Origin of the sequence: Streptomyces dengpaensis, from assembly GCF_002946835.1 — a bacterium.
Taxonomy (GTDB): domain Bacteria; phylum Actinomycetota; class Actinomycetes; order Streptomycetales; family Streptomycetaceae; genus Streptomyces; species Streptomyces dengpaensis.
Window position 1 is genome coordinate 4505013 of record NZ_CP026652.1, and the last position, 24372, is coordinate 4529384.

Below are 24372 nucleotides of genomic sequence, written 5' to 3' on the forward strand. Positions count from 1 at the left end.
CCCGCCGCGCTTCTGAGGTTTTCGCGTCGGGGTGACGCGGGTTCGGTGGGTGGGTGTAGTCCGGTGGCATGAGGTATCCCGATGGGGGTGGCCTGACCGCGGTGGAGCGGGCCCGGCGGGAGCGGGTGCGGTTCCAGGCCGCCGAGATGTTCGCGGCGGGGATGCGGCCGCCGCAGGTCGCGCGGGTGTTACGGGTGTCGCGGAAGTCGGCTTATGCCTGGCACGCCGCCTGGCGTCAGGGCGGTAGGGACGCCCTGCGCTCCAAGGGCCCCTCGGGGGTCGCGTCGCGGATGCAGCCGGGCTGGCGGGCTTGGCTGGCGCGTGCGCTGGAGCAGGGCCCGGCCGTACACGGCTGGAGGGAAGACCAGCGGTGGACGCTGGCGAGGATCTCGGTGCTGGTTGCCCGGCGCTTCCACGTGCGCTTCAGCCAGCCGCAACTGTCCCGGATCCTGCGGCAGATGGGCTTCTCGGTGCAGGTTCCGGTGCACCGGGCCGCCGAGCGGGACGAGGAGCAGGTGCGGGTGTGGCGGGAGGAGACATGGGCGCGCGTGGAAAGAAGGTGAGGGAGCAGGACGCGTGGCTGGTGTTCGAGGACGAGTCGGGGCAGGCTCTACGGCCGCCCAAGGCCCGCACCTGGTCCCGTATCGGAGTGCCGCCGCAGGTCAGGGTGTCGGGGAAGGGATCGGGCAGGGTCTCGGTGGCCGGGATGGTCTGCGCGAAGCCGGGTGAGCGGACCCGCCTGATCTACCGGATGCTCGCCCACCACCCCGGTCGGCGCGGTGAGAAGAACGGCTTCAAGGAGCAGGACTTCGCCGAGCTGCTGGAGGCCGCCCACCAGCAACTCGGCGGGAAGATCGTGCTGGTCTGGGACAACTCCACCCAGCACAAGGATGCGCTGATGCGCGAGTTACTGGCCGCCCGCAAGCGGTGGCTGACCGTCTTCCGTCTGCCGGCCTACGCCCCGGACCTCAACCCGGCCGAAGGCGTGTGGGCGAACCTGAAGAACGACCTGGGCAACCTTGCGGCATGCACCGTCGACGCCCTCGCCGACCTCACCCGCACCCGGCTGAAGAAGATGCAGTACCGGCCCGACCTCCTCGACGGCTTCATCGCCGAAACCGGCCTCACCTGGACACCGCCATGACGTCACCCCGAAGCGAAAACCTCAGTTGCTTTGGCGGGATCGGACGAGGAGCGGGGGCGGATCACCGACGCGTTCTCGTCCGGCCTGGAGACCAGTCAGTTGGTGGGTGCGGTCGCCGTGCTCCTCGGCGGGCTCCTCGCGGCCGCGTTGCTGCGGCGGGCGGAGAGGGCAGACTCCGCGATGGCGGTGTCCGCGTAGTACCCGCTTAGCATCATCAAGGGGGGCGGACCGGGGAATTCCGGCCCTGCCCCGTGGGTCGAGCACGGAGTTCCGAGTTCCGAGCTCCAAGTTCCGAGTTCCGAGCTCCAAGTTCCGAGCTCCGAGTTCCGAGGAAGGTGCGCCATGGTGAGGGCAGCCGACCGGGCCAAGCGTCCGGGGCGGACCAGTGTCTGGCTGGAGGGCAAGGCCCCCCGGGGCGGTGCGGCGCGTGGTGGCGGGCAGCCGTCGGGGCTCGACCGGGACCGGATCACCGAGGTCACGGTGCGGCTGCTGGACGCGGAGGGGCTGGCGAAGTTCTCCATGCGCCGGCTGGCCGGGGAGCTGAACGTCACCGCGATGTCCGTGTACTGGTACGTCGACACCAAAGACGATCTGCTCGAACTCGCCCTGGACGCGGTGTTCGGGGAGCTGGAGCTGCCGGATCCGTCGTCGGGGGAGGACTGGCGGGATCAGCTGCGGGCGCTGGCCGCGGGGTACCGGGCGCTGTTGGTGCGCCACCCATGGGTGTCGCCGCTCAGCGGGACCTTTCTGAACATCGGGCCGCATTCCATGGCGTTCTCGCTGTGTGTGCAGCAGGTGGTACGGAACACGGGGTTGCCGCCGCACGGGCAGATGGGGGCGCTGTCGGCCGTCTTCCAGTTCGTGTACGGGTTCGGGACGATCGAGGGGCACTTTGTGCAGCGGTGCGCTTCGGCGGGGATGTCGCAGGACGAGTACTTCCGGCAGGCCATGAGCGCGATCGGCGAACAGCCGGAGTTCGGGGCGAACTTCGCGGGTGCGGCGGAATTGATGGCGGCGCGGGGTGGGGACACCGTGGAGGAGATGCGGGAGCGGGACTTCGGGTTTGCGCTGGAGATGTTGATTGCGGGGATCGAGGCGATGGTGGAGCGCGGGTAGCTGCCACCGGGTTCGCCTGCCGCCGGTTCGCTATGCGCCGGTGGGTGGGTCGGGGCCGTGCCGTGCCGGTACATCCGCCCGTCGCCGCTGAATCAGACGTTGCCCTATGGGGAGACGTTTCCCGATCCGGACGTCAGCGGCGGGCATGTGATGTACCGGCACGGCACGGCCCCTCACGTGCGCTGGCGACTGCGGGTGCACCCTCTAGCCCGTCCGGCGCTGGAGATCTTTTAGCCCGTCCGGCGTTTGAGGACGAGGCCGTTCAGGCCGATGTGGGGGTCTGGGGGCGGCAGCCCCCAGGTAGGGGAATGGGTAGGGGCGGCGGGGGCGAAAAACGTTAGGGCTGGGGGGACAGGCGGGCGGGGAAGCCGCCGGTTGCTACCGGGCCCCACCGGACAGGGGTGACGCGGATGATCGACTTGCCCTGTTTGCGCATGGCCTCGCGGTACTCGGCCCAGTCGGGGTGCTCCCCCGCGATGTTCCGGTAGTACTCGACGAGGGGCTCCACGGAGTCCGGGGAGTCGATCACCTCGGCCGTACCGTCGATCTGCACCCAGGGCCCGTTCCATTCGTCGCTCAGGACGATGAGGCTGACGCGCTCGTCCCGCTTGGCGTTACGCGTCTTGGCGCGCTCGGGGTAGGTCGAGACGACGATGCGCCCCGAGTCGTCGACTCCGCAGGTCAGGGGCGACCCCTGGGGGGAGCCGTCGGCGCGGCGGGTGAGGAGGATGGCGCGGTGCCGAGGGCGTACGAAGTCGAGCAGTTCGTCCAGGGAGACCGAGGTGTTCGTCGCGATGTTCGGTGCCATGGAGGCAGCCTAGGTCGTCGAGGGGTCCTTCAGGGTGACCCTGTCGTGCCTATGCCTGCGGAAGTTTTTCGCCCTGCACCGCCTGGATGTCCAGCTCCACCTTGAGGGTGGTGCCGACGGCCGAGATGCCCGCCTGGAGGACCTGGTTGTACGACATCGCGAAGTCCTCGCGGTGGAGTTCCGCGGTCGCCCGGAACGCGGCGCGGGTGCCGCCCCACGGGTCGGCGCCGGTGCCGAGGTAGGCGAGGTCCAGGTCGACGGGGCGTACGACGCCGCGCATGGTCAGTTCACCGTGGACCGTCCAGCGGTCGGAGCCGGCGGGGGTCAGGCCCGTCGAGCGGTAGGTGATCCAGGGGTACGTCTCCACGTCCAGGAAGTCCGGGGACCGCAGGTGTCCGTCGCGCATGGCGTTGCCGCTGTCGATGGAGGCGGCGGAGATCGTCGCCTCGACGCGGGACTTGGTCACGTCGTCCGGGGCGATCTCGATGGTGGACGAGAAGTCGGCGAAGCGGCCTCGCACGCTGGAGATTCCCAGGTGCTGGGCGGTGGCGGCGATGGAGGAGTGGACCGGGTCGGCCGTCCAGGGGCCGGGCGGCGGCAGATCCGCGCCGCCCCGCCGTGCCAGGGTGACGGTGCCGACCTCGGCCCGGCCCGCGGCGGTGACGATCGCGCCGGCCGCGGCGGGCGCGTAGCCGAGCGCGGTGACGATCACCGTGTACGCACCGGGGGCGAGGGGGGTGATGTCGTGGACGGCTCCGTCGGTGTCCGCCTCGGCGCGCACGATCTGAGTGCCGGTCATGTCGGTCACCGTGACGACCGCGTGCGACACGGCCCATCCGTCCCGCGTACGGATCTTCGCGGTCAGTCCCATGTGCAGTAGCTCCTTGCGATGCAGCAAAAAATGAAACCGGCCCGTGGGCGCGCACCTCCGCTCAGAGCGCGCGTCCCCACGGGCCGGGGTCTCACCTACTCGCCGGGGTGGGCGAGTTCGATGTCGTGGCCGTCGACGCCACTGGCGGTGACGGTCAGGGCCGTCGCGACCGGGGGGTATCCCGTCGCGATGACGGTGTACTCGCCGCTGCCCAGGTCGGTGAAGGCGTACGCACCGTCCATACCGGTCCTGGCCGTGCCGACCACGTTGCCGGCCGTGTCGACCAGCGTCACGCGGGCGTCGGCCAGCGGGCCGCCCGGCGCCCGTACGGTGCCCTGGACCTGTGCGCCCGCGCTGAGTTCGACCTCGACCCGGGTGACCCCGGCGCCGCCGATCTCGACGGGGAGGGCCTGCGGGCGGTGGCCCGCCGCGTTCACCGCGATGGTCACGGAGCCGGGGACCAGCTCGGCGAAGATGAACTCGCCCTGCTCGCCCGTGGTTCCGGTGGCCAGCACATCACCGCGTACGTCGGTCACGATGACCAGGGCGTCCTTGACCGGGGTGCCGGCCCCGGCGGCCCGGACGACACCGCTCAGCCCGCTCGTGCCGCTCAGCAGGATGTCGTACGTGACCGGCTCGTCGTTCACGACGATCGTCGAGGCCTGCGGCTGGAAGCCGTCGGCGGAGGCGATCAGGACGTAGGAGCCCACGCCGGGGGCATCGATGGCGTACGCGCCGTCGGTATGGGCGACCGACCGGCCCAGCTGCCGTCCCGCGAGGGAGATGAGGGTGACGGCGGCCTGCGGGACAGGTGCGCTCTCGGCGCCGCGGACATAACCGCGTACGGGGATGCCGTGGGATGCGGGCACGGAGACCGTCTCCTTCGTGGCGGTGGCTGCGAGCTTGTCGGTTCCGTCCGTGGCCTGGTCCGTGACGGCCCAGCTCGGGACCTTCTCCTCGACCGGCTCGGCGGTGGGGGCTCCGGCGACGGGAGCCGGTTCCTCCGAGGACTGGGCCATCGCGCCCGAGGTCCGCAGCGGGACCTCCTTGATGAACAGCACGACGAAGAAGGCCAGCAGCGCTACGCCCGCGGCGATCAGGAAGACGTCCGCGATGCCGTGGCCGTACGCGCTCTCCATGACGGTGCGCAGCGGGGCGGGCAGCTTGTCCATGTCCGGGATGCTGCCGGAGCTGGAACCCGACCCCGTGGAGGCGTACTTGGGGCCGAGGTCGGCCAGGCCGTCATTGACGTAGTCGGTGATCCGGGTGGCCATGACCGCGCCGAGCGCGGAGACGCCGATCGCACCGCCGAGGGAACGGAAGAACGTCACCGTGGAGCTGGCCGCGCCGAGGTCGGACGGTGCCACCTGGTTCTGCGTGGACAGGACGAGGTTCTGCATCATCATGCCGATGCCGAGGCCCAGCAGCGCCATGAAGACCGCGACGTGCCAGTAGACCGTGTCGTAGCGGATGGTGCCGAGCAGGCCCAGGCCCGCGGTGACCAGGACGCCGCCCAGGACCAGCCAGGACTTCCACTTGCCGGTCTTGGTGATGATCTGGCCGGAGACCGTGGAGGAGACGAACAGGCCGCCGATCATCGGGATGGTCATGACGCCCGACATCGTCGGGGACTTGTCGCGGGCCAGCTGAAAGTACTGGCTGAAGAACACCGTGCCGGCGAACATCGCGACACCCACGAAGAGCGAGGCGAGGGAGGAGAGCGTGATGGTGCGGTTGCGGAACAGCCGCAGCGGGATGATCGGCTCGCTCGCCCTGGACTCGACGAGCACGAAGATCAGTCCGAGGACGACCGCGCCACCGACCATCGCGTACGACTGCCACGACATCCACTCGTACTTGTCACCGGCGAAGGTGACCCAGAGCAGCAGCAGCGAGACCGCGGCGGAGATGAAGAACGCGCCGGACCAGTCGACCTTCACGTCCCGCTTCACGACGGGCAGGTGCAGGGTCCTCTGCAGCACGATCAGCGCGATGACCGCGAACGGCACACCGACGTAGAAGCACCAGCGCCAGCCGAGATAGTCCGTGTCGGTGATGACACCGCCGAGCAGCGGACCGCCGACGGTTGCGACGGCGAACACCGCGCCGAGGTAGCCGGAGTAACGCCCGCGCTCACGCGGGGAGATCATCGCGGCCATCACGATCTGCGCGAGGGCGGACAGACCGCCCACGCCGATGCCCTGGACCACGCGGCAGGCGATCAGCATGCCGGGGTTCTGGGAGAGCCCGGCCGCCGCCGATCCCAGCACAAAGATGACGAGCGATATCTGGACGAGCGCCTTCTTGTTGTACAGGTCGGCGAGCTTGCCCCACAGGGGCGTCGTCGCGGTCATGGCGAGCAGCGCGGCGCTGACGACCCAGGTGTAGGCGGACTGGCCGCCGCCCAGGTCGTTGATGATCTCGGGGAGCGCGTTGGAGACGATCGTCGACGACAGGATCGCGACGAACATGCCGAGCAGCAGCCCGGAAAGCGCCCTCATGATTTGCTGATGCGTCATCGGAGCGCCGTCGGCTGCGCCTCCGTGCTTGGCATGAGCGCCCCGCACACCGGTTGGTGTGGTCGTTGCCATGGGCTTCCTTTTCTTACGTGCTTATGCGGGTGTACGGGTGGTCAGTTCTGTTACGTCTGCGCCGGCGTCTGTGGCGGTCGCGTGGGGGTGTCGCTGCGGGGTGCGGCAGTCGCCGAAGCTCTCGCGCAGTCGGCTCATGAGGTCGATGAGCAGCCCGACCTCGTGGTCGGACCAGTCACTCAGCCGGTCGGCGAGGAGGCGCGACGAGCGCCGGGAGAGCTCGTCGAGCTGCTCCTGACCCGCGGCGGTGAGGCGCAGGATGCGTGAGCGCTTGTCGGCGGGGTCGGGGGAGCGTTCGATCAAGCCCCGGTCCGCGACGTGCGTGACATGGCGGCTGGTCACGGACATGTCCACGGAGAGCAGCTCCGCGAGCCTGCCCATCCGCATCTCGCCGTGCCGGCTGAGCAGCGCCAGCACGGCGGCGGAGCCCGCGGGGCAGTCGGGCGGCAGGATCCGCCCCATCTCCCTCTTGACGGCGCCGATGGCACTGAGCTGGCCAGCCAACTCCTCGTACTGCGCCTGCTCGGCCATCGCACCTCTCCTGCCCTCAGCGCTCAATCGTTGCTTAGGGCAACGATAAAGACGTTAGTTGCTGCAGGCAAATGAAATCGCCATCGGCGCCTAAAACCTTGGCAAAGGCAAGCATTGGCATACGTAAACTTGCAGGTCGGGGAGGCCTGTCAGCCCGTCCGGCGTTTGAGGACGAGGCCGCAGGCCGATACGGGGGTCCGGGGGCAGAGCTCCCAGTCGAGGTCCGCGGCAACCCCGGGCACCGGGGAAGCAGGCGTGCAGAGGAACCCGGCACTTGGGCAGCCCCCACGTATTCGCTAGGGTCCTGACCTATGGCAAACACCCAGGGCCCCGAGGGCAACTACGACCCCGCGGGTAGCACCCAGATGTTCCGCGCTTTCGTCGACGACGCCCCCCAGGGCCGGCAGCAGCAGGCGGCCGCCCCCGCGGGCCCCCGCATCGGCCTGATCGTCGGCGTCGTCCTCGCCATCGCGGTCGTGGCCGCCGTGGCCTGGCTCGCCCTGAAGTAACCCGGGGGGCGACTCGGGCGGGGAGTAACCCGGGGAGCTGCTTGGGGGGCGAAGCCCCTACTTCCACTGGACGGACACGTCCCGCGTCTTGATGTGCATGCCCAGCGGCACATGCCATGCGTCGACGCACACCGTCCAGGTCTTGTCCTTCTTCGCGCCGGCGGCGATCGGCGCGGGAAGGTCCTCGGTGGACTCGATCGTCGCCCAGTCGATCCCGAGCGCCCCGATGATGTGCGTCCCGAAGGTCACCGTGCCCGAACGCACCGCCGTACCACCGGTGTTGCGGAAGGAGACGGTCACCTTCTCGCACCACCGCTCTTCGGTCGCCTCACGCCTGGGATCGCCCACCCTGAGTACGGCGGGCTGGGGGCTCGCATGGGATCCGGGTGCGGTCGGGGGCAGCGGCGTCGCAGCGCGTCCCGAATCCCCGCTCGTACGACCGGAGTTGTCGCCCTCCGGCAAGGGTGAGGGCATAGACGACGACGTGGCGACGCCTCCGGCTTCCGTACGCGTACTCGGCCCGGAGCCGTCGGATTCGGAAGGCGGTGCCCCCTCTGGTCCGGAACTCCCGTCCGGAGCAGCCTCGTTGAGGCCGGAGGCAGTCCCGCCGCCGTCGAGCGGCATGAGGGAGACATCCCCGGTGGGAGCCACGACCGCTCCGGACTGCTGAGGCGCCTGCACCGCCACGTACCCGTCCGGGCCCCCGCCGCTCCCGCACGCGGCCGCCACGCCACCCAGGCACAGCACGGTCGCCGAGGCGCCCGCAAGGGCAGCCCGGCGACCCCGTATCGACCCTTGACGCATCGCGCCAGTGTGGCTGACGGACCGTCAATTATGAACCCTGCGGGGATGGTCAGTCGGAGATGAGGCCGTCGCGCAGCTGCGCCAGAGTGCGGGTCAGCAGCCGGGAGACGTGCATCTGCGAGATGCCGACCTCCTCGCCGATCTGCGACTGGGTCATGTTGGCGAAGAAGCGGAGCATGATGATCCGGCGCTCGCGGGGCGGGAGTTTGGCCAGGAGCGGCTTGAGGGACTCGCGGTACTCGACGCCCTCCAGGGCGGTGTCCTCGTAGCCCAGGCGGTCCGCGAGGGAGCCCTCGCCGCCGTCGTCCTCGGGGGCGGGGGAGTCGAGCGACGACGCCGTGTACGCGTTGCCGACCGCGAGGCCGTCGACCACGTCCTCCTCGGACACGCCGAGGACGGCGGCGAGTTCGGTGACCGTCGGGGAGCGGTCGAGCTTCTGCGAGAGCTCGTCGCTGGCCTTGGTGAGGGCGAGCCGCAGCTCCTGCAGCCGCCTGGGTACCCGCACGGACCACGACGTGTCGCGGAAGAACCGCTTGATCTCGCCGACGACCGTCGGCATCGCGAACGTCGGGAACTCGACGCCGCGTTCGCAGTCGAAGCGGTCGATCGCCTTGATCAGGCCGATCGTGCCGACCTGGACGATGTCCTCCATCGGCTCGTTGCGGGAGCGGAAGCGCGCGGCCGCGTACCGGACGAGCGGGAGGTTGAGCTCGATGAGGGTGTCCCGGACGTAGGCGCGCTCCGGGCTGTTCTCGCCGAGTGCGGCGAGCCGCAGGAAGAGGGAGCGGGACAGGGTGCGGGTGTCGATGGCGCCGGAGGACTCGGGGGCCAGGACGGCTTCCGGGGCCTCGGCGGCAGGGACATCGTGAAGCGCGTCGTGCGCCTCGGGCGCTGACTCGCTCTTCGTGAGCGTGAGCACCTTCGAGCTGCCCTGGTCTGCGGACATGCCACCCCCTTTGGGTCGTGGACGGTCGCGGCAGTCGCTCCCGTCGGAGGAACGCAGCCTCCACCTGAATACCGGAGGTGGGGCCGCGGCAAACGCGCTTCCCGCAGAATGTCACATGTCGGCAACACGCTGTAGTGACATGTCGACATGTAGGGGGTGAATCAGCCCTGGAAAGAGGGGGTCTGACGGTTTTTCAGCGGGGAACTGTCGGAAAAGCGGCCGCTGAGCGATTCGCTCTCAGCGGTTACGCATCGATCCTGTTTGCGGATCGAAGACGCGCGAAGCTACGGGCCAGAAGCCTTGACACGTGCATCTGGGAGACTCCCAGTTCCGCGCTGATCTGTGACTGCGTCAGATTGCTGTAGTAGCGCAGGAGCAGGATGCGCTGTTCGCGCTCGGGCAGTTGTACGAGGAGATGGCGTACGAGGTCGCGGTGTTCGACGCCGTCGAGTGCGGGGTCCTCGTAGCCGAGGCGGTCGAGCAGGCCCGGCAGTCCGTCGCCCTCCTGGGCCGCCTCGAGGGAGGTGGCGTGATACGAACGGCCCGCCTCGATGCAGGACAGCACCTCGTCCTCGGTGATGCGCAGTCGCTCGGCGATCTCGGCGGTGCTGGGCGAGCGCCCGAACGCCGTCGTCAGGTCCTCCGTCGCGCTGTTCACCTGCACCCACAGCTCGTGCAGCCGGCGCGGTACGTGGACGGTGCGGACGTTGTCGCGGAAGTACCGCTTGATCTCGCCGACGACGGTGGGCATCGCGAAGGTCGGGAACTGCACGCCCCGGTCGGGGTCGAAGCGGTCGATCGCGTTGATCAGGCCGATCGTGCCGACCTGGACGACGTCCTCCATGGGTTCGTTGCGGCTGCGGAAGCGGGCGGCCGCGTACCGGACGAGGGGGAGGTTGGCCTCGATGAGCGCCCCGCGTACGCGGTTGTGCTCCGGTGTGCCCGGCTCCAGCGTCTTGAGCTGCCCGAAGAGCACCTGCGTGAGGGCCCGGGTATCAGCGCCGCGGCGCCGCTCCGGCGCGACTTCCTGGGGCGGGGCCTCGGCCGGAGCCGGGGCTCCCTCCTGGGGCGGCGCAGTACTGGCCGACACGGTCAACGCCACCTCTTCATTCGTCAACGATCCGTCGACGTATCCGTCAACTCATCTCCGTCAAAAGCGGTCATAGCATCACAAGACATGTGCACTGTGTGCAAGCACCGCATAATGCCGTGTTGAGGGATAGTTGGGGCGCTATGGAGCAATATGCGCAAAAGCCCCTCACCGGTTCCGGCGAGGGGCTCTCGGTGAGGGGTTTCGCGGTCGTACGGCCTGGAACGGATCGGCCGTACGGCTCCGAACGTTTTGGTCGGCCGGCTCAGAATTCGTAGTCGGCGATCACCCAGGTGGCGAACTCCGCCCACGGCTTGACGCCCGCGACGTGCGCCGGGTGTTCGAGGTAGCGCTTCAGGGCGGCCGCGTCGTCGACCGCCGAGGTGATCGCGAAGTCGTACGCGATGGGCCGGTCGGTGACGTTCCAGCCGCATTCCCAGAACCGAAGCTCGGGGATCTGGTCGCCGAGTGTGCCGAAGGCGGCGACTCCCTCGACGACGCGCGGGTCGTCGCGCTCGACGCCCTCGTTGAGCTTGAAGAGGACCAGATGGCGGATCATGGGCACTCCCTGGTGATGCGGTTCTTTGCGCTGCCCCCGCCGGCTCAGTCCGGCATCAGTCACCGGCCCCGTCGGCGATCCAGGTCATGAAGTCGCCGATGGCCCGAGCGGCGTTCGATATGCCTTCGAAGCCTATCTGGACGTAATCGGCCGCTTTCGCCGGGTCTGTGATGATCACGTAGAGCACGAAGACCACGAGCACATAGATGGCGATCTTCTTCGCATTCACCGCCATCGCGGCCTCCCTGTGACTGCTGCGCCCACTGAGCCCCCTGTTGCCGGCGGTGAGTGTAACCTTCACGCCGCTCTCCAGGACCAACGGCCTGCGGTTTCGAGGGCCTTGGGGTCCCGCCGGACGGCACGTTCTGCGAGATCACCGCGAGCGTGAAACCATGGCGAATGAGGTCCGATCGGTGCCGGGGGACCTGTTGCGGCAACGCCGCGCATGGAGGCCGACCTCGGCCGGAGAGCCTGGTCAGGCCGGGTCGGATTGGGTCCCGCACACGGGTGCGACAGCGCATGCCAGGCCGGGGTCCACCTCGGCCGGGGAGCCCGGAGGGAGCTCGGCGTGGAGACATTCGAAGCGACCGGGATGCAGTTCGGCATCTTCACCGTGGGCGACGTCACCACAGACCCCACCACAGGGCACACGCCCACCGAGGCGGAGCGTATCCGGGCCACCGTCGCCATTGCCCGGAAGGCCGAGGAGGCCGGACTCGACGTCTTCGCCACCGGCGAGCACCACAACCCGCCCTTCGTGCCGTCCTCGCCGACGACGCTGCTCGCCTACATCGCCGCGCAGACCAAGCGGATCATTCTGTCGACCTCGACCACGTTGATCACGACCAACGACCCGGTCAAGATCGCCGAGGACTTCAGTGTGCTGCAGCACCTCTCCGGCGGGCGTACCGACATCATGCTGGGACGGGGGAACACCGGCCCTGTCTACCCCTGGTTCGGGCAGGACATCCGCGACGCGATCCCGCTGACCGTCGAGCACTATGGGCTGCTGCGCCGCCTGTGGCGCGAGGAGACGGTGGACTGGGAGGGGAAACTGCGTACCTCGCTGCAAGGTTTCACGCTTGCGCCGCGCCCCCTCGATGACGTTCCGCCGTTCGTCTGGCACGCCTCCATCCGCACGCCCGAGGTCGCGGAGCTGGCGGCCTATTTCGGAGACGGCTTCTTCGCCAACCACATCTTCTGGCCCGCCTCTCACACGCGGTCGATGGTGGAGCTGTATCGCCGGCGCTTCGCGCACTACGGGCACGGCACGCCGGAACAGGCCATCGTGGGACTGGGCGGACAGGTCTTCATGCGCCGCAACAGCCAGGACGCGGTCAGTGAATTCCGCCCCTACTTCGACAACGCCCCTGTCTACGGGCATGGCCCGTCGCTGGAGGACTTCACTGCGTCGACGCCGTTGACCGTCGGATCACCGGCAGAGGTCATCGAGAAGACGCTGAGCTTCCGCGACTACGTCGGCGACTACCAGCGCCAGCTCTTCCTCATGGACCACGCCGGCCTCCCGCTCAGGACGGTGCTGGAACAGCTCGAACTTCTGGGTGAAGAAGTGGTGCCGGTGCTCCGCAAGGAGTTCGCCGTCGGCAGGCCGGCCGACGTACCGGCGGCACCGACCCACGCCTCACTCCTGCGTGCCCGGCGCAGCGACAGCACCCCGCAGTCCACCGGTAACGACCAAGAGAATCCGGAACCGCGATGAAACTGACGATCATCACAGGCGGCCTGCGCGAGCCGTCCTCGACGCGACTCCTCGCGGACCGGCTGCTGACGGCCGTGACCAGCGAACTCGAGGAGGCCGGCGAAACGGTTGAGCCGTCTTTCGTGGAACTGCGTCCCCTCGGTCACCCCATCATGAACGCCATGCTGACGGGGTTCACCGGGGAAGAACTGGAGACGGCGTTCAAGACGGTCGCGGACGCGGACGGCCTCATCGTCGTCACGCCCGCCTTCAACGCCTCCTTCAGCGGGCTGTTCAAGTCCTTCTTCGACGTGCTGCCGGAACGGATCCTCTGGGACATGCCCGTCCTCATCGGCGCGACCGGCGGAACCGAGCGGCACACCCTGGTTCTCGAACACGCGCTGCGGCCGATGTTCTCCTACCTGCACGCGATCGTCTCCCCCCGTGCCGTCTACGCCGCCACCAGTGACTTCGGTTCGCAGACGGGGTACGCCCTGGCGGGACGCATCGACGCCGCCGCGGCCGATTTCGCCCGTCTGCTGCGCGGGTGCGGTCCCCGCGCACGACGCGACGCGGCCGAGGAAGACGTCGCCGCCATGCAGCAACTGCTGGGCGGCATCGCCTGAATGCGGGAACGCCGAAGGGCCCGGTCCATTGGACCGGGCCCTTCGGTTATCTGCGGTAGCGGAGGGATTTGAACCCTCGGTGACTTGCGCCACACTCGCTTTCGAGGCGAGCTCCTTCGGCCGCTCGGACACGCTACCGAGGGAGACCTTACAGCACGGTGGGCCCTGCTCAGAAATCAGTATTCAGGGGGTTCATCCAGGGGGTTCGTTCCGCGGCCCGCTCAGGGGGCCCCGGAAGAAGTCGGTGAGGAGCCGCGCGCACTCGTCGGCGAGGACGCCCTCGATCACCTCGGGCCGGTGGTTGAGGCGCCGGTCGCGTACGAGGTCCCAGAGGGAGCCGGCGGCGCCCGCCTTCTCGTCGCGGGCGCCGTACACCACCCGGTCCACCCGGGACTGCACGAGCGCGCCCGCGCACATCACGCAGGGCTCCAGGGTGACGACGAGCGTGCAGCCGGACAGCCGCCATTCCCCGAGCCGGTCGGCGGCCCTGCGCAGCGCGAGGACCTCGGCGTGCGCCGTCGGATCGCCGGTGGCCTCGCGTTCGTTGTGCCCGGTCGCGAGCACCGTCGTACCGTCCCCGGACAGCACGACGGCGCCGACGGGAACGTCCCCGCCCCGGACGGCCCGCCGGGCCTCGTCCAGGGCGAGCCGCATCGCGGGCCGCCAGCGGTCGCGTACCGGATCGGGCTGTGGATTCTCCTCGGTGGTGCTCACCCGGGGAACCTAGCGGAAGCCGCCGCCAGGACCTGCGGAGACCTACGGGAGGTCTCCAGGGCCCGGCGCAGCCTAGCGGACCGTCTCCAGGACCTCCGCCGCTCCCAGAGCGTCGGCGATCGTGCTGAGCGCGTCGCCCTCGTCCAGGGCGAGCAGTTCCTTCTCGCTCACTCCGAGGTCCGCGAGGATGTCGCGGTCCCCGACAGGGCTGTGCGAGACGGCTTCGCCGGACGCGCTCTCGTCCTCCTCGTCGTCGGAGTTCTCGGGCTCACCGTCCTCCGTGCCGTCCAGGTCGAGGGAGTCCAGGTCGGCGTCGTCGTCGCCCGGCTCCCGTCCTAGTAGTTCGTCCGTGAGCAGGATCTCACCGTACGAGCTGCGGGCAGCGGCGGCGGCGTCCGAGACGTAGATACGAGGGTCCTCCTCGCCGTCCACGCGGACGACGCCGAACCACGCGTCCTCCTGCTCGATGAGTACGAGCACCGTGTCCTCGTCCGAGGCTTCACGGGCCAGGTCGGTCAGATCCGACAGGGTCTCCACATCGTCGAGCTCTGTGTCGCTCGCTTCCCACCCGTCTTCGGTGCGCGCGAGCAGTGCGGCGAAGTACACCGTGACTCTCCCACTGGTCATAGGCGTGCCGGTTGGGGGTCCCCCCGGCGGAGGCTGAGGGCGGGGCGTGCTGCTCCGAGCCCCACCCACTCGGAATCGTGGCAGAAACAGAGCGTTGAGGGGATGTCTTCCGCCTGCTGTGTCTGCCTCTTTTGATCGCTACCAGCGGATCGTACGCGGCCGTCGGCGCCGCGTACGCACCTCCCCGCCCGACACGGGCTGTCGCGCCGCGGGCGGGTCACCCGATTCGCCGGGTGTGGGCTACCAGCGGAACGTGCGCATGCGCATGGCGTGGCGCAGTCGTGCGGCCTTGGCGCGGCGGGGCTGGACCCGGTCGCGCAGTTCGCGCGCCTCGGCGAGCTCCCGCAGGAACTGAGCCCGCCGCCTCCTGCGTTCGGCGTCGGCCTCCAGCCGCTCGGGTGACTCCTCTTCCGGGTTCCGCACAGCCACACCACCCCAGGTCCGTCCCTCCCACTTTCCCTCTGATGGGCGGTTTGATGCCAGCGGACGGGTGACAGAGGAGGCCTCGCCTTGCTGGGCGGCTGGTGTCGCGGGCCGGGCCGGGCGGGGCGGTGTCGGGTGCCCGAGGCCCGGTTACTGTTGTGGACATGCGTCTCCACGTCGTCGACCACCCCCTGGTCGCCCATAAACTCACCACCCTGCGCGACCGGCGCACCGACTCTCCGACCTTTCGGCGGCTCGCCGACGAGCTGGTCACCCTGCTCGCCTACGAGGCCACCCGGGACGTGCGCACGGAGCAGGTCGACATCGTGACCCCGGTCTCCTCCACCACGGGCGTCAAGCTCTCCCACCCGCGCCCGCTGGTCGTGCCGATCCTGCGCGCGGGCCTCGGCATGCTGGACGGCATGGTGCGGCTGCTGCCGACCGCCGAGGTGGGCTTCCTGGGCATGGTGCGCAACGAGGAGACGCTCCAGGCCTCCACGTACGCCACCCGCATGCCGGACGATCTCTCCGGGCGCCAGGTGTACGTCCTCGACCCGATGCTGGCCACCGGCGGCACGCTCGTCGCGGCGATCCAGGAGCTGATCAAGCGCGGCGCCGACGACGTCACCGCCGTGGTCCTCCTCGCCGCCCCGGAGGGCGTCGAGGTCATGGAGCGCGAGCTGGCGGGCACCCCGGTCACCGTCGTCACGGCATCGGTCGACGAGCGGCTCAACGAGCACGGCTACATCGTCCCGGGCCTCGGCGACGCGGGGGACCGGATGTACGGGGCCGCGGAGTAAGGCCGGCTAGGCCTACGGCGCCCTACAGCGAGTGAACCGAAGGCCGAGCACGATCGGCCTCTCGACACAGGCTTCTGCGCCCCGGAGGCGAACCGAGCTCTAACAAGAAAACGTGGGCGTCGGCTGGGGCTTGGCCAGGAGGGCCAGGGCCTTGTCGGCGTCCTTCTTCTGCGTCAGCGACTTGAAGCCGTTGCCGATGATGAGGTCGACCTCGGCGGGCTTCTTGCGGCCGTCGGTCTTCAGCTGGGCGCCGGACAGCTGCGTGTTGAGGACGGGGAGCGCGGTCGCGTAGGCCTCCTTCGCGCCGAGCAGCATCCCGGCGCCGGCGACCCTCTTGTCGTACGCGGCCGTCGCGTTGCCCACCTCGCCGATCTTGAAGCCGCGCTTCGCCAGCTCGTCCGCGGTCTTCTTGGCGAGCCCACTGCGGGGCGTGGCGTTGAGGACGTTCACGGTGATCTGTCCGGGCTTGGGCAGGGCCTTGGTGTCGGGAGCGGGCGCCGATGCCGAGGCGCTCACCTTCGACGCGCAGTCCGCCTTGGGGCCCGCGGCCCTGGCCTTGTCGCCGCCGGTGAAGACGTCGATGAGCTGCAGGGTTCCCCAGCCGATCAGCCCGAGTGCGGTGACGGAGGCGACGACCAGGAACGCGAGCCTGCGGCGCCCCCGGGGTCGGCGCATCCGCGGGTACTTGTCCCCCGTGATCCGGTACTCGCCGCCCATGCCTGGGGGAGTCAGCATGCTCATGGGCGCAGCGTAGTGCGCTCGGGCGGCAATGCCTACTAGATGATCATTGGACGCCGGTCAGTCCAACCCAAAAGGGTCAACACGGTCGTGGCCCGGCGCCGGTTGAGGCGTCGGACGGCGTGTCAGCCGTGTCGGACGGGGCGTCAGCCGTCGCGTCGGACGAGGCGTCAGTCGAGTTCGAGGACGCGCGCGTGGAGCACCTGGCGCTGCTGCAGCGCGGCGCGGACGGCGCGGTGCAGGCCGTCCTCCAGGTACAGGTCGCCCTGCCACTTCACGACGTGCGCGAAGAGGTCGCCGTAGAACGTCGAGTCCTCGGCGAGCAGCGTCTCCAGGTCGAGCTGGCCCTTGGTCGTCACGAGCTGATCGAGGCGGACCGGGCGCGGCGCGACGTCCGCCCACTGCCGGGTGCTTTCCCGGCCGTGGTCGGGGTACGGCCGGCCGTTTCCGATGCGCTTGAAGATCACACGGAAAGCCTACCGGTCGAGACGTTCCGGGCGCAGCCAGGGCGACGGAGTGCGACGCTGGAAAAGACGCCGCAAACAGGTGCAAAGCGGGAACAGGGGCCTGATATGAGTGACAGCGAGACCATGCCTCCGGCCACCGATCCGCAGCCGGGGCCCGCCACCGGTCCCCGCACCGCTGCGGCGCGTCCTGGGGCGACCGCTCCCGAGACCGCTGCGAGCGGTCGCGCGCTCCCCCAGGAGGCCCTGGAGATCGCCTCCGGGTACGCCTTCACCGGTCCCGCCCTCGATCTGGGCGCCCTGCTCTGGGACGGGCAGTGCCTGCCCGATGTGCAGATCCGCATCCCGCTGCCGATGCTCAACCGGCACGGCCTGGTCGCGGGCGCCACCGGCACCGGCAAGACCAAGACGCTCCAGCTGATCGCCGAGCAGCTGTCGGCCCAGGGCGTGCCCGTGTTCCTCGCCGACATCAAGGGCGACATCTCCGGGATCTCGGCGCCGGGTGCGCCCGCGGCGAGGGTCCAGGGACGCGCCCAGGACGTCCACCAGGAGTGGACGCCGAACGGCTTCCCGGCCGAGTTCTACGCGCTCGGCGGCATGGGCCACGGCATCCCCGTACGCGCCACGATCACCAGCTTCGGCCCGGTGCTGCTGTCCAAGGTGCTCCAACTCAACCAGACCCAGGAGCAGTCGCTCGGCCTGATCTTCCACTACGCCGACCAGAAGGGCCTGGAGCTGGTCGACCTCAAGGACCTGCGCGCGGTCGTCGCCTTCCTGACCTCGGACGAGGGCAGGCAGGAGCTGAAGGGGATCGGCGGCCTGTCCACCGCCACGGCGGGCGTGATCCTGCGTTCCCTCACCGCCTTCGAGGCGCAGGGCATGAGCCCCTTCTTCGGGGAGCCGGAGTTCGACACGAGCGAGTTGCTGCGTACGGCGGCGGACGGGCGGGGCGTGGTGTCCGTCCTCGAACTCCCCGAGGTCCAGGACAAACCGCAGCTCTTCTCGACGTTCCTGATGTGGCTGCTCGCCGACCTCTTCCACGACCTCCCGGAAGTCGGCGACGCCGACAAGCCGAAGCTCGTCTTCTTCTTCGACGAGGCCCATCTGCTCTTCGACGACGCGTCGAAGGCCTTCCTGGACTCCATCACGCAGACTGTGCGGCTGATTCGCTCGAAAGGGGTCGGCGTCTTCTTCGTGACGCAGACTCCGAAGGACGTACCCGGCGATGTCCTCGCCCAGCTCGGCAACCGCGTCCAGCACGCGCTGCGCGCCTTCACCCCGGACGACCAGAAGGCCCTGAAAGCCACCGTGAAGACCTTCCCCGACTCCGCGTACGACCTGGAGGAGGACCTCACCGTTCTCGGCACCGGCGAGGCCGTCGTCACCGTGCTGAGCGAGAAGGGCGCGCCTACGCCGGTCGCGGTGACGCGGCTGCGGGCGCCGCAGTCCCTGATGGGGCCGGTCGACGCGACAGCCCTCGACCGGGCCGTGACGTCGTCACCGCTGTACGGGCGGTACGCGCAGGCCGTCGACCGGGAGTCGGCGTACGAGAGGCTCGCGGAGGCGAAGGCTTCCGGCGGGACTTCCGGTGGCGGGGCGAAAGGGCCCGACGAGATGCGGGACCAGCGGGAGAGGCGGCCCAAGGAGCAGCCCTCCGTGGTCGAACAGGTCGTCGGCAGCGGCATGTTCAAGTCCCTGGCCCGGTCGATCGGTACGCAGATCGGGCGGGAGATCACGCGGTCGCTCTTCGGGACGGCTCGGCGTCGCCGGTAAGGGCTCGCTCATTGTCGGCAGCGCCGCCGGCAGGGCGACTGTGGGCGACCGCCCCGTCCCCGGAAGGACGGCAGGCGGTCGCCTGTGCGATCAGTTCCGGCCGTGTTCCTGCGGGCGGGTCTTGTGCTGCTGTTCGTCCGGCTGGGGCTGCGGTTTCGGCTGCTTCGGTGCGTTGCGTACGGCTTCCGCGCGCACCAGGGCGCGCAGGACCGCGTAGGGGTCGTTGGGCATGGGGATGTCCTTGGGTTCGCTGGGCTATTCGCTGATCTCGCTGATCTGGCTGGTTCCGCTGGTTCCGCTGGTGAGGGACCGGTTCGGAGGCCGGGACTTTCAGCAGCGCAGGACCACGCAGCGGAGGGCGTGCGAAGTCGGGGAACACGGAAGCGGCAGGTGTACGGGGAGGGAGCGGGGCTCCTGCTCCGGGTGTTCCGTGTCGGGGCGCAGAGGGGCGAGCGGGCGGTGTCCCTGGCGGGCGGGCGGTCGCAGCGCCGTGTCGAGTACGTCGTACTCGGTGGCGGTGGTCGCGACGGCGGCGGCGCTCGGTGACGCGGCGAACTCCTGGGGATGCGGCCCGGTGGCGAGCAGCGCGACGACCAGCAGGACGAGGAGGCGTAGCCAGGAGCCTGGTGGCCAGGCGCCTGAGAGAGCCCCTCCCCGCGCTCGCGCGCGCCGGCGCAGCGGGTGCGGGGAGCGCGGGGTGGGGCTCATGAGACCTCCTGTCCCCACCGAAGGCGGGTGGTTCATCGGGTCGGCCGGGAGATCCGCCCTGTTGGCGTACCTGGCGGGCGGGGAGCGGACGCCGGGGGCGGAAACCGCCGGAAGCGCAGGGGGCGGCGCAGGGGGCGGCGCGGAGGGCGGTCACGGCGGCGGCGTAGGGGGCCGTCATAGGACGTGGGGGACGGTCCGGGCACCCGAGCGGATGCGGAAGGCGGTGATGATCTCGGTGACGCCGACCGCGATCAGCCAGATGCCGCCGACGACGGTGAGGATGGCGACCGATTCGAACGGCGAGACGATCAGCACGGCGCCGGCGATGACGGTGAGGATCCCGAGGAAGATCTGCCAGCCGCGCGCGGGCATCGACTTGTCGGAGACCGCCGCCATCGTGTGGGTGATCCCGCGGATCAGCCAGCCGATGCCGATCCACAGCGCGAGCAGCAGGATCGACTGCATGGCGCCGCGGAAGCAGAACAGGCCCAGCAGGATCGACAGGGCGCCGCTGACGAAGGCCAGGACGCGCAGCGAGGTCGTCTTGTGGGTGCCGAAGGCGGAGACCAGCTGGAGTACGCCGCTGATGAGGAGGTAGAGGCCGAAGAGGATGCCGGCTGCGAGCAGGGAGGCGCCCGGCCAGATGAGGACCAGGATCCCCAGGATCAGGGAGGCGATGCCCGCGGCCAGGACGGCCTGCCAGGCGGCGCGGGACAGCGCGTGCAGGGGGCCCTCGAGTGGGGGTTCGGGCTCGCCCAGGCGCTCGTGCGCGGCGCTCGCCGCGTGGACGCGGCGGTCGTCGTACTGGGGGCCCCAGGGGGTGCTGTCCGGTGGCTCGGTCATACGCCATGCTGTGAACGGGTCGCGGCTGCTCGCCACCGGGATGACCCGTGTGGAGGACACGCTTACGCTTCCGCTGTTGCTTGGCGGTTCGCTTTCTGCCGGTGGTGGGTCGGGGCCGTGCCGGTACATCCGCCCGTCGTGGCCGGATCAGGCGTTGGATTACAGGAGCCGTTTCCAGATCCGGACGGGGCGAGGGGCATGTGATGTACCGGCACGACCCCTCCCGTGCGTCGGCGGCTGCGGGTGGGTGGGGGCGTGCGTCCCCCACACCGCGGTCGGCGGTGCCTTTCGGTCCGTCCGGCGAGGGTGGTTTCAGCCCGTTCCGGCGTTCGAGGGCGAGGCGACGAGCCGCGCCCCCGGCCGCCGTAAGTGTTTTAGCCCGTCCGGCGTTTGAGGACGAGGCCGTTCAGGCCGAAACGGGGGTCTGGGGGCGGCAGCCCCCAGGTACGGGATGGGATAGGGGCGGAGGGGGCGAAAACCCAGGGGGCCGCACCGCCGGGCGGGGGGCGAGGAACCGGCGGCTACTTGCTGGAGGCCTTTTTGGCCGCGGCTTTCATCTCCTGCTTGTGCGCGCGGACCTTCGCCAGTGAGTCGGGGCCCGTGATGTCCGCGACCGAGCGGAAGGACTTCGGTTCGCCGTAGGCACCCGCTGCCTCGCGCCAGCCCTTGGGACGTACGCCGAGCTGCTTGCCCAGGAGGGCCAGGAAGATCTGGGCCTTCTGGGCGCCGAAACCCGGGAGATCCTTGAGGCGCTTGAGGAGTTCGGCCCCGGTGTCGACGTCCTTCCAGACGGCGCTCGCGTCTCCGTCGTAGTGCTCCACAAGGTACTGGCACAGCTGCTGGATGCGCTTGGCCATCGAGCCGGGGTACCGGTGCACGGCCGGCTTTGCGGAGAGCAGCCCGGTGAACTCCTCCGGGTTGTACGCCGCGATCTCGTGGGCGTCGAGGTCGTCCGTCCCCATCCGCTGGGCGATCGTGTAAGGCCCCGAGAAGGCCCACTCCATGGGTACCTGCTGGTCCAGCAGCATGCCGGTGAGGGCGGCGAGCGGGCTGCGGCCCAGCAGTTCGTCGGCCTCGGGCTGCTGGGCGAGGTGAAGGGTGACGTCCATGCACCGATGATCGCGCGTACGGGGGCGGGTCGCGCGCCGTGACCACCCCGGTCCGCACCGGGTCCCACATGGTCTTCACCCGGCGCGTACGATTCCGGAGGAGCCGAGTTAGGTTAGCCTAACCTGAGGAAGTGGGGGCGATTCGTGACCGTCCAGATTTACCGTGACGCCTGGGGCATCCCCCATCTGCGCGCGGACAACGTCCAGGAACTCGCCCACGCCCAGGGCCGCGCCATCGCCGTGGACCGGGCCTGGCAGCTGGAGGTCGAACGGCACCGCTCGCAGGGCACCTCGGCCGCGTTCCTCGGCGCCGAAGCCGTCGCCTGGGACCGGTTCGCGCGGCAGGCCAGGCTCGACGACACCGCCAGACGCTGTTTCGCGGCCCTGGAGAAACGGGATCCCGAGACCGCCGCCTGGGTCGTCTCGTACGTGGACGGGGTCAATGAAGGGCTCGTCGAGGGGGCCCGGCGCGCGCCGGAGTTCGCCGCGACCGGGCTCGTCCCCGGGCGCTGGGAGCCCTGGAGCCCGCTCGGGGTCTGGCTCGGTACGCACATCCTGTTCGCCGGGTTCCCCGCCAAGCTGTGGCGCGAGGAGGTCGTACGGCTGCTGGGGGCCGACGCGGTCGAGCTGTTCGCCATGGACGGGCCCGGCACCTCCGGGAGCAATGGGTGGCTGGTGAGCGGCGAGCGCACCGCCACCGGGCAGGCGGTCATCGCCGGTGATCCCCACCGCTTCATCGAAGACCCCGGTGTCTACCAGCAGATCCGGCTCTCCTGCCCCGAGTTCGACGTCATCGGCCTCGCCGTCCCCGGCGTCCCGGGCATCGCGCACTTCGCCCACGCGGGCTCCGTCGCCTGGGCGATCACGAACGCCATGGCCGACTATCAGGACCTGTACCGGGAGCGGCTCCGGCGGGCTGATGACGGCGCGTCCGTCGAGGCGCTCGACCCCGACGGCGCGTGGCGGCCCGTGGCGCGGCACATGGAGCGCGTGGACGTGGCCGGGGGCCCGTCCGTCGAGGTCGAGGTGATCGAAACGGCTCGCGGGCCCGTGGTCATCGGGGATGCGGGTGGCGGTCCGGCGGAGGCGATCAGCCTTCGCTACCCGCCCCGCGTCACCGAGGACCTCGGCTTCGGCGCGCTCCTCCCCCTCCTGCGCGCCCGCCAAGTCGCCGACGTGGACCGGGCGTTCGACCAATGGGCGGAGCCCGTGAACGTCGTGCAGGCCGCCGACACCGAGGGCGGACTGCTGCACCGGGTCGCGGGCAAGGTCCCGGTCCGCGGCGCGGACAACCGCACGCGGGTCGTGGCCGCCTGGGAGCCAGGCCACGAGTGGCGGGGCTGGCACGAAATGCCGTACGGAACCGTCGAGGACGGCGTCGCCGTGATGGCGAACCAGCGCGGCCCGGCGGCCCCGCTCGGCGTCGAGTTCGCCCCGCCGCACCGCGCCCGGCGCATCCGGGAACTCCTCGACGCGTCCCGGACGTGGTCTGCCCGGGACATGCCCGCCGTGCACATGGACACCCATCTCGCCTCGGCCGCTGCCCTGCTGGACCGGCTGGCCGCCCTGGAGAAGGGGCTCAGCCCCGAGGCGGTCGCTCTCAGGGAGCAACTCCTGTGCTGGGACCGGCGGATGGAGGCCGGCAGCGCGGAGGCGGCGGCGTACGCGGCGGTGCGCGGCGCGGTCGTACGGCGGCTCGCGGCGCACCCCGCGCTGGCCGTCCTGGCCGACCCGCCCGCGTACCCCGAGGTCTTCCTGCCCTGGCTCGCCCTCACCCCGCGCGTCGGCCTCGCGCTCGAAAACCTGCTGAAGGCCGAGGAGTTGTACGGCATCGACCGCGACGCTGTCGTCCAGTCGGCCGTCGAGGAGGTGGCCGCCGAGGGGGTACGGGGCACCTGGGGCGACACCCACCGGCTCGCGCCCTGGCGTGCGCTCACCGACACGTCGTACGACGAACCGGGGCTGTCCGGCGACCACGACTGTGTGCTGAGCACGTCGGCGGTGCCCGGCCTGACCGATCTGAGCGCGCGCGGCTCCGCGGCCCGTTACGTCTGGGATCTCGCCGACCGGGAGAACAGTCTCTGGGTGGTGCCCTTCGGCGCCGACGGTGTTCCGGGCGCGGCCCACCACCGCGACCAACTCCCCTTGTGGGTCAAGGGAGGTCTTGCCCCGGTGATCACCGACTGGACCAAGCTGACCGAGCCGGCAAGGAGAGCCATGACGACTGAGACGACGTACGCCCAGGGCCGCGAGGCCGTTCATGAGCAGCGGCTCGACGGCTTCGGCACCGTCCGCATCCTGCCCCTCGACCCGCGCGCCGACCTCGACGTCGTCCACAGCTGGGTCAGTCAGGAGCGCGCAACGTTCTGGGGCATGAACGGGCTCACCAAGGAGCAGGTGCTGGAGACATACCTCCACCTGGACTCGCTCGACACCCACCACGCCTTCCTCGCGGTCAAGGACGGCGAACCGGCCGCGCTCTTCCAGACGTACGAGCCCGAGGCCGACCGCGTCAGCGAGTGCTACGACGTTCAGCCGGGCGACATCGGCATCCACGTGCTGATCGGGCCCGCGGGACCCGGGGGAGCCCGGTCCGGTTACTCCTCGGGGCTGCTCACCGCCTTCACCGCCTTCGTCCTGACCGGTCTGGACCGCGAGCGGGTCGTCGTCGACCCCGACGAGCGCAACGCGAAGGCGATCTCCCGCTTCGTACGGCAGGGCTTCGTGCCCGGTCCGCTCGTCGTGCTGCCCGAAATCGACCTTCCCGATGTGTACTTGCCCGAGAAGCGTGCCCAACTCGCGTTCCTCACCCGGGAGGCGGCTTTCGCGGACGTACGGTGAGCAGGGCGTCGTCGACGTCCGTACGTATCCGAGACGCT

Annotated in this window: 26 protein-coding genes, 1 tRNA gene and 1 pseudogene; 9 read left to right on the forward strand and 19 right to left on the reverse strand. The window is 70.0% G+C overall.

Annotated elements, in window-relative coordinates:
• Positions 1–68 precede the first annotated feature (68 nt).
• The 3 genes and pseudogenes from C4B68_RS44780 (at position 69) to C4B68_RS20820 (ending at position 2260) form a co-directional block, all read left to right on the forward strand.
• A protein-coding gene (locus C4B68_RS44780; RefSeq protein ID WP_420824024.1) for an IS630 family transposase occupies positions 69–1144 on the forward strand; the annotation gives its coding sequence in 2 pieces (ribosomal slippage) (positions 69–558 and positions 558–1144; 1077 coding nt in all).
• 21 nt (positions 1145–1165) lie between these two features.
• Positions 1166–1342: pseudogene (locus C4B68_RS20815) on the forward strand (MFS transporter); the annotation flags it as partial.
• A gap of 144 nt (positions 1343–1486) precedes the next feature.
• Positions 1487–2260, forward strand: a complete 774-nt coding sequence (locus C4B68_RS20820) for a TetR/AcrR family transcriptional regulator (RefSeq protein WP_099505410.1) — start codon at positions 1487–1489, stop codon at positions 2258–2260.
• Between the two features lie 337 nt (positions 2261–2597).
• Here the strand turns inward: C4B68_RS20820 and C4B68_RS20825 are convergent, their stop codons facing one another.
• The 4 genes from C4B68_RS20825 to C4B68_RS20840 all read right to left on the reverse strand — a co-directional run bounded on the left by C4B68_RS20825 (position 2598) and on the right by C4B68_RS20840 (position 7061).
• On the reverse strand, positions 2598–3068 hold the full coding sequence (locus tag C4B68_RS20825; protein ID WP_099505409.1) for a PPOX class F420-dependent oxidoreductase: 471 nt from the start codon (positions 3066–3068) through the stop codon (positions 2598–2600).
• Positions 3069–3117: 49 nt separating this feature from the next.
• Positions 3118–3939: a YceI family protein gene (locus C4B68_RS20830; protein ID WP_099505408.1), complete on the reverse strand. Its 822-nt coding sequence runs from the start codon at positions 3937–3939 to the stop codon at positions 3118–3120.
• A 95-nt stretch (positions 3940–4034) separates the two neighbouring features.
• Entirely contained in the window at positions 4035–6458 is a 2424-nt protein-coding gene (locus C4B68_RS20835) for an MFS transporter (RefSeq protein ID WP_476715113.1), read from the reverse strand.
• A gap of 93 nt (positions 6459–6551) precedes the next feature.
• On the reverse strand, positions 6552–7061 hold the full coding sequence (locus C4B68_RS20840; protein ID WP_099505406.1) for a MarR family winged helix-turn-helix transcriptional regulator: 510 nt from the start codon (positions 7059–7061) through the stop codon (positions 6552–6554).
• 311 nt (positions 7062–7372) lie between these two features.
• On the opposite strand from C4B68_RS20840, the gene C4B68_RS20845 reads away from it, so the two are divergent.
• Positions 7373–7570 carry a hypothetical protein gene (locus C4B68_RS20845; RefSeq protein WP_099505405.1) on the forward strand — a complete coding sequence of 66 codons (198 nt, stop codon included), beginning with the start codon at positions 7373–7375 and terminating at the stop codon, positions 7568–7570.
• Between the two features lie 57 nt (positions 7571–7627).
• Here C4B68_RS20845 and C4B68_RS44420 read toward each other — a convergent pair whose 3' ends face one another.
• The 5 genes from C4B68_RS44420 to C4B68_RS20870 form a co-directional block, all read right to left on the reverse strand.
• On the reverse strand, positions 7628–7918 hold the full coding sequence (locus tag C4B68_RS44420; RefSeq protein ID WP_306511525.1) for a hypothetical protein: 291 nt from the start codon (positions 7916–7918) through the stop codon (positions 7628–7630).
• 505 nt (positions 7919–8423) lie between these two features.
• A complete protein-coding gene (locus tag C4B68_RS20855; protein ID WP_099505403.1) occupies positions 8424–9320 on the reverse strand; it encodes an RNA polymerase sigma factor SigF in 897 nt (298 codons plus the stop codon).
• A gap of 244 nt (positions 9321–9564) precedes the next feature.
• Positions 9565–10416, reverse strand: a complete 852-nt coding sequence (locus C4B68_RS20860; protein ID WP_240634726.1) for an RNA polymerase sigma factor SigF — start codon at positions 10414–10416, stop codon at positions 9565–9567.
• A 259-nt stretch (positions 10417–10675) separates the two neighbouring features.
• Positions 10676–10969 carry a Dabb family protein gene (locus C4B68_RS20865; RefSeq protein WP_099505401.1) on the reverse strand — a complete coding sequence of 98 codons (294 nt, stop codon included), beginning with the start codon at positions 10967–10969 and terminating at the stop codon, positions 10676–10678.
• A gap of 55 nt (positions 10970–11024) precedes the next feature.
• Positions 11025–11204 (reverse strand): hypothetical protein, encoded by a 180-nt coding sequence (locus tag C4B68_RS20870; protein ID WP_099505400.1) that lies wholly within the window; start codon positions 11202–11204, stop codon positions 11025–11027.
• Positions 11205–11561: 357 nt separating this feature from the next.
• Between C4B68_RS20870 and C4B68_RS20875 the strand changes: the two genes are divergently transcribed.
• Together C4B68_RS20875 and C4B68_RS20880 are read left to right on the forward strand one after the other, a co-directional pair.
• Positions 11562–12689: a CE1758 family FMN-dependent luciferase-like monooxygenase gene (locus tag C4B68_RS20875; protein WP_099505418.1), complete on the forward strand. Its 1128-nt coding sequence runs from the start codon at positions 11562–11564 to the stop codon at positions 12687–12689.
• Complete coding sequence (locus tag C4B68_RS20880; protein ID WP_099505399.1) at positions 12686–13294, forward strand: CE1759 family FMN reductase; 609 nt, start codon at positions 12686–12688, stop codon at positions 13292–13294. The genes C4B68_RS20875 and C4B68_RS20880 overlap by 4 nt, the downstream gene beginning before the upstream one ends.
• A 53-nt stretch (positions 13295–13347) precedes the next feature.
• Here the strand turns inward: C4B68_RS20880 and C4B68_RS20885 are convergent.
• The 4 genes from C4B68_RS20885 to C4B68_RS20900 all read right to left on the reverse strand — a co-directional run bounded on the left by C4B68_RS20885 (position 13348) and on the right by C4B68_RS20900 (position 15058).
• Positions 13348–13432, reverse strand: a tRNA-Ser gene (locus tag C4B68_RS20885).
• 54 nt (positions 13433–13486) lie between these two features.
• A complete protein-coding gene (tadA, locus tag C4B68_RS20890) occupies positions 13487–13948 on the reverse strand; it encodes a tRNA adenosine(34) deaminase TadA (protein ID WP_099505417.1) in 462 nt (153 codons plus the stop codon).
• 132 nt (positions 13949–14080) lie between these two features.
• Positions 14081–14614: a tRNA adenosine deaminase-associated protein gene (locus tag C4B68_RS20895; protein WP_099505398.1), complete on the reverse strand. Its 534-nt coding sequence runs from the start codon at positions 14612–14614 to the stop codon at positions 14081–14083.
• A 261-nt stretch (positions 14615–14875) separates the two neighbouring features.
• Complete coding sequence (locus C4B68_RS20900) at positions 14876–15058, reverse strand: hypothetical protein (RefSeq protein WP_180289362.1); 183 nt, start codon at positions 15056–15058, stop codon at positions 14876–14878.
• Between the two features lie 164 nt (positions 15059–15222).
• On the opposite strand from C4B68_RS20900, the gene upp reads away from it, so the two are divergent.
• On the forward strand, positions 15223–15858 hold the full coding sequence (gene upp, locus C4B68_RS20905; protein WP_099505416.1) for a uracil phosphoribosyltransferase: 636 nt from the start codon (positions 15223–15225) through the stop codon (positions 15856–15858).
• 99 nt (positions 15859–15957) lie between these two features.
• Here the strand turns inward: upp and C4B68_RS20910 are convergent, their stop codons facing one another.
• Both C4B68_RS20910 and C4B68_RS20915 read right to left on the reverse strand, forming a co-directional pair.
• The gene (locus C4B68_RS20910) at positions 15958–16599 is read right to left on the reverse strand and encodes a LytR C-terminal domain-containing protein (protein ID WP_167459128.1); all 642 of its coding nucleotides are present in this window, start codon (positions 16597–16599) and stop codon (positions 15958–15960) included.
• A gap of 167 nt (positions 16600–16766) precedes the next feature.
• Positions 16767–17063, reverse strand: coding sequence for a type II toxin-antitoxin system VapB family antitoxin (locus tag C4B68_RS20915; protein ID WP_003999914.1), 297 nt, complete (start codon positions 17061–17063; stop codon positions 16767–16769).
• Between the two features lie 105 nt (positions 17064–17168).
• Between C4B68_RS20915 and C4B68_RS20920 the strand changes: the two genes are divergently transcribed.
• Entirely contained in the window at positions 17169–18833 is a 1665-nt protein-coding gene (locus C4B68_RS20920; RefSeq protein ID WP_180289361.1) for a helicase HerA-like domain-containing protein, read from the forward strand.
• A 90-nt stretch (positions 18834–18923) separates the two neighbouring features.
• Here the strand turns inward: C4B68_RS20920 and C4B68_RS41995 are convergent, their stop codons facing one another.
• From C4B68_RS41995 to C4B68_RS20940, 4 genes are all read right to left on the reverse strand, one after another.
• Positions 18924–19064 carry a hypothetical protein gene (locus C4B68_RS41995; protein WP_167459129.1) on the reverse strand — a complete coding sequence of 47 codons (141 nt, stop codon included), beginning with the start codon at positions 19062–19064 and terminating at the stop codon, positions 18924–18926.
• A gap of 99 nt (positions 19065–19163) precedes the next feature.
• Positions 19164–19541, reverse strand: a complete 378-nt coding sequence (locus C4B68_RS20925) for a hypothetical protein (protein ID WP_099505395.1) — start codon at positions 19539–19541, stop codon at positions 19164–19166.
• Between the two features lie 174 nt (positions 19542–19715).
• Positions 19716–20384: an HdeD family acid-resistance protein gene (locus tag C4B68_RS20930; RefSeq protein WP_099505414.1), complete on the reverse strand. Its 669-nt coding sequence runs from the start codon at positions 20382–20384 to the stop codon at positions 19716–19718.
• 521 nt (positions 20385–20905) lie between these two features.
• Positions 20906–21493, reverse strand: coding sequence for an HhH-GPD-type base excision DNA repair protein (locus C4B68_RS20940; RefSeq protein ID WP_099505393.1), 588 nt, complete (start codon positions 21491–21493; stop codon positions 20906–20908).
• Between the two features lie 144 nt (positions 21494–21637).
• Here C4B68_RS20940 and C4B68_RS20945 point away from each other — a divergent pair, with 144 nt between their 5' ends.
• Complete coding sequence (locus tag C4B68_RS20945; RefSeq protein ID WP_099505392.1) at positions 21638–24334, forward strand: GNAT family N-acetyltransferase; 2697 nt, start codon at positions 21638–21640, stop codon at positions 24332–24334.
• The last annotated feature ends 38 nt before the right edge of the window (positions 24335–24372 follow it).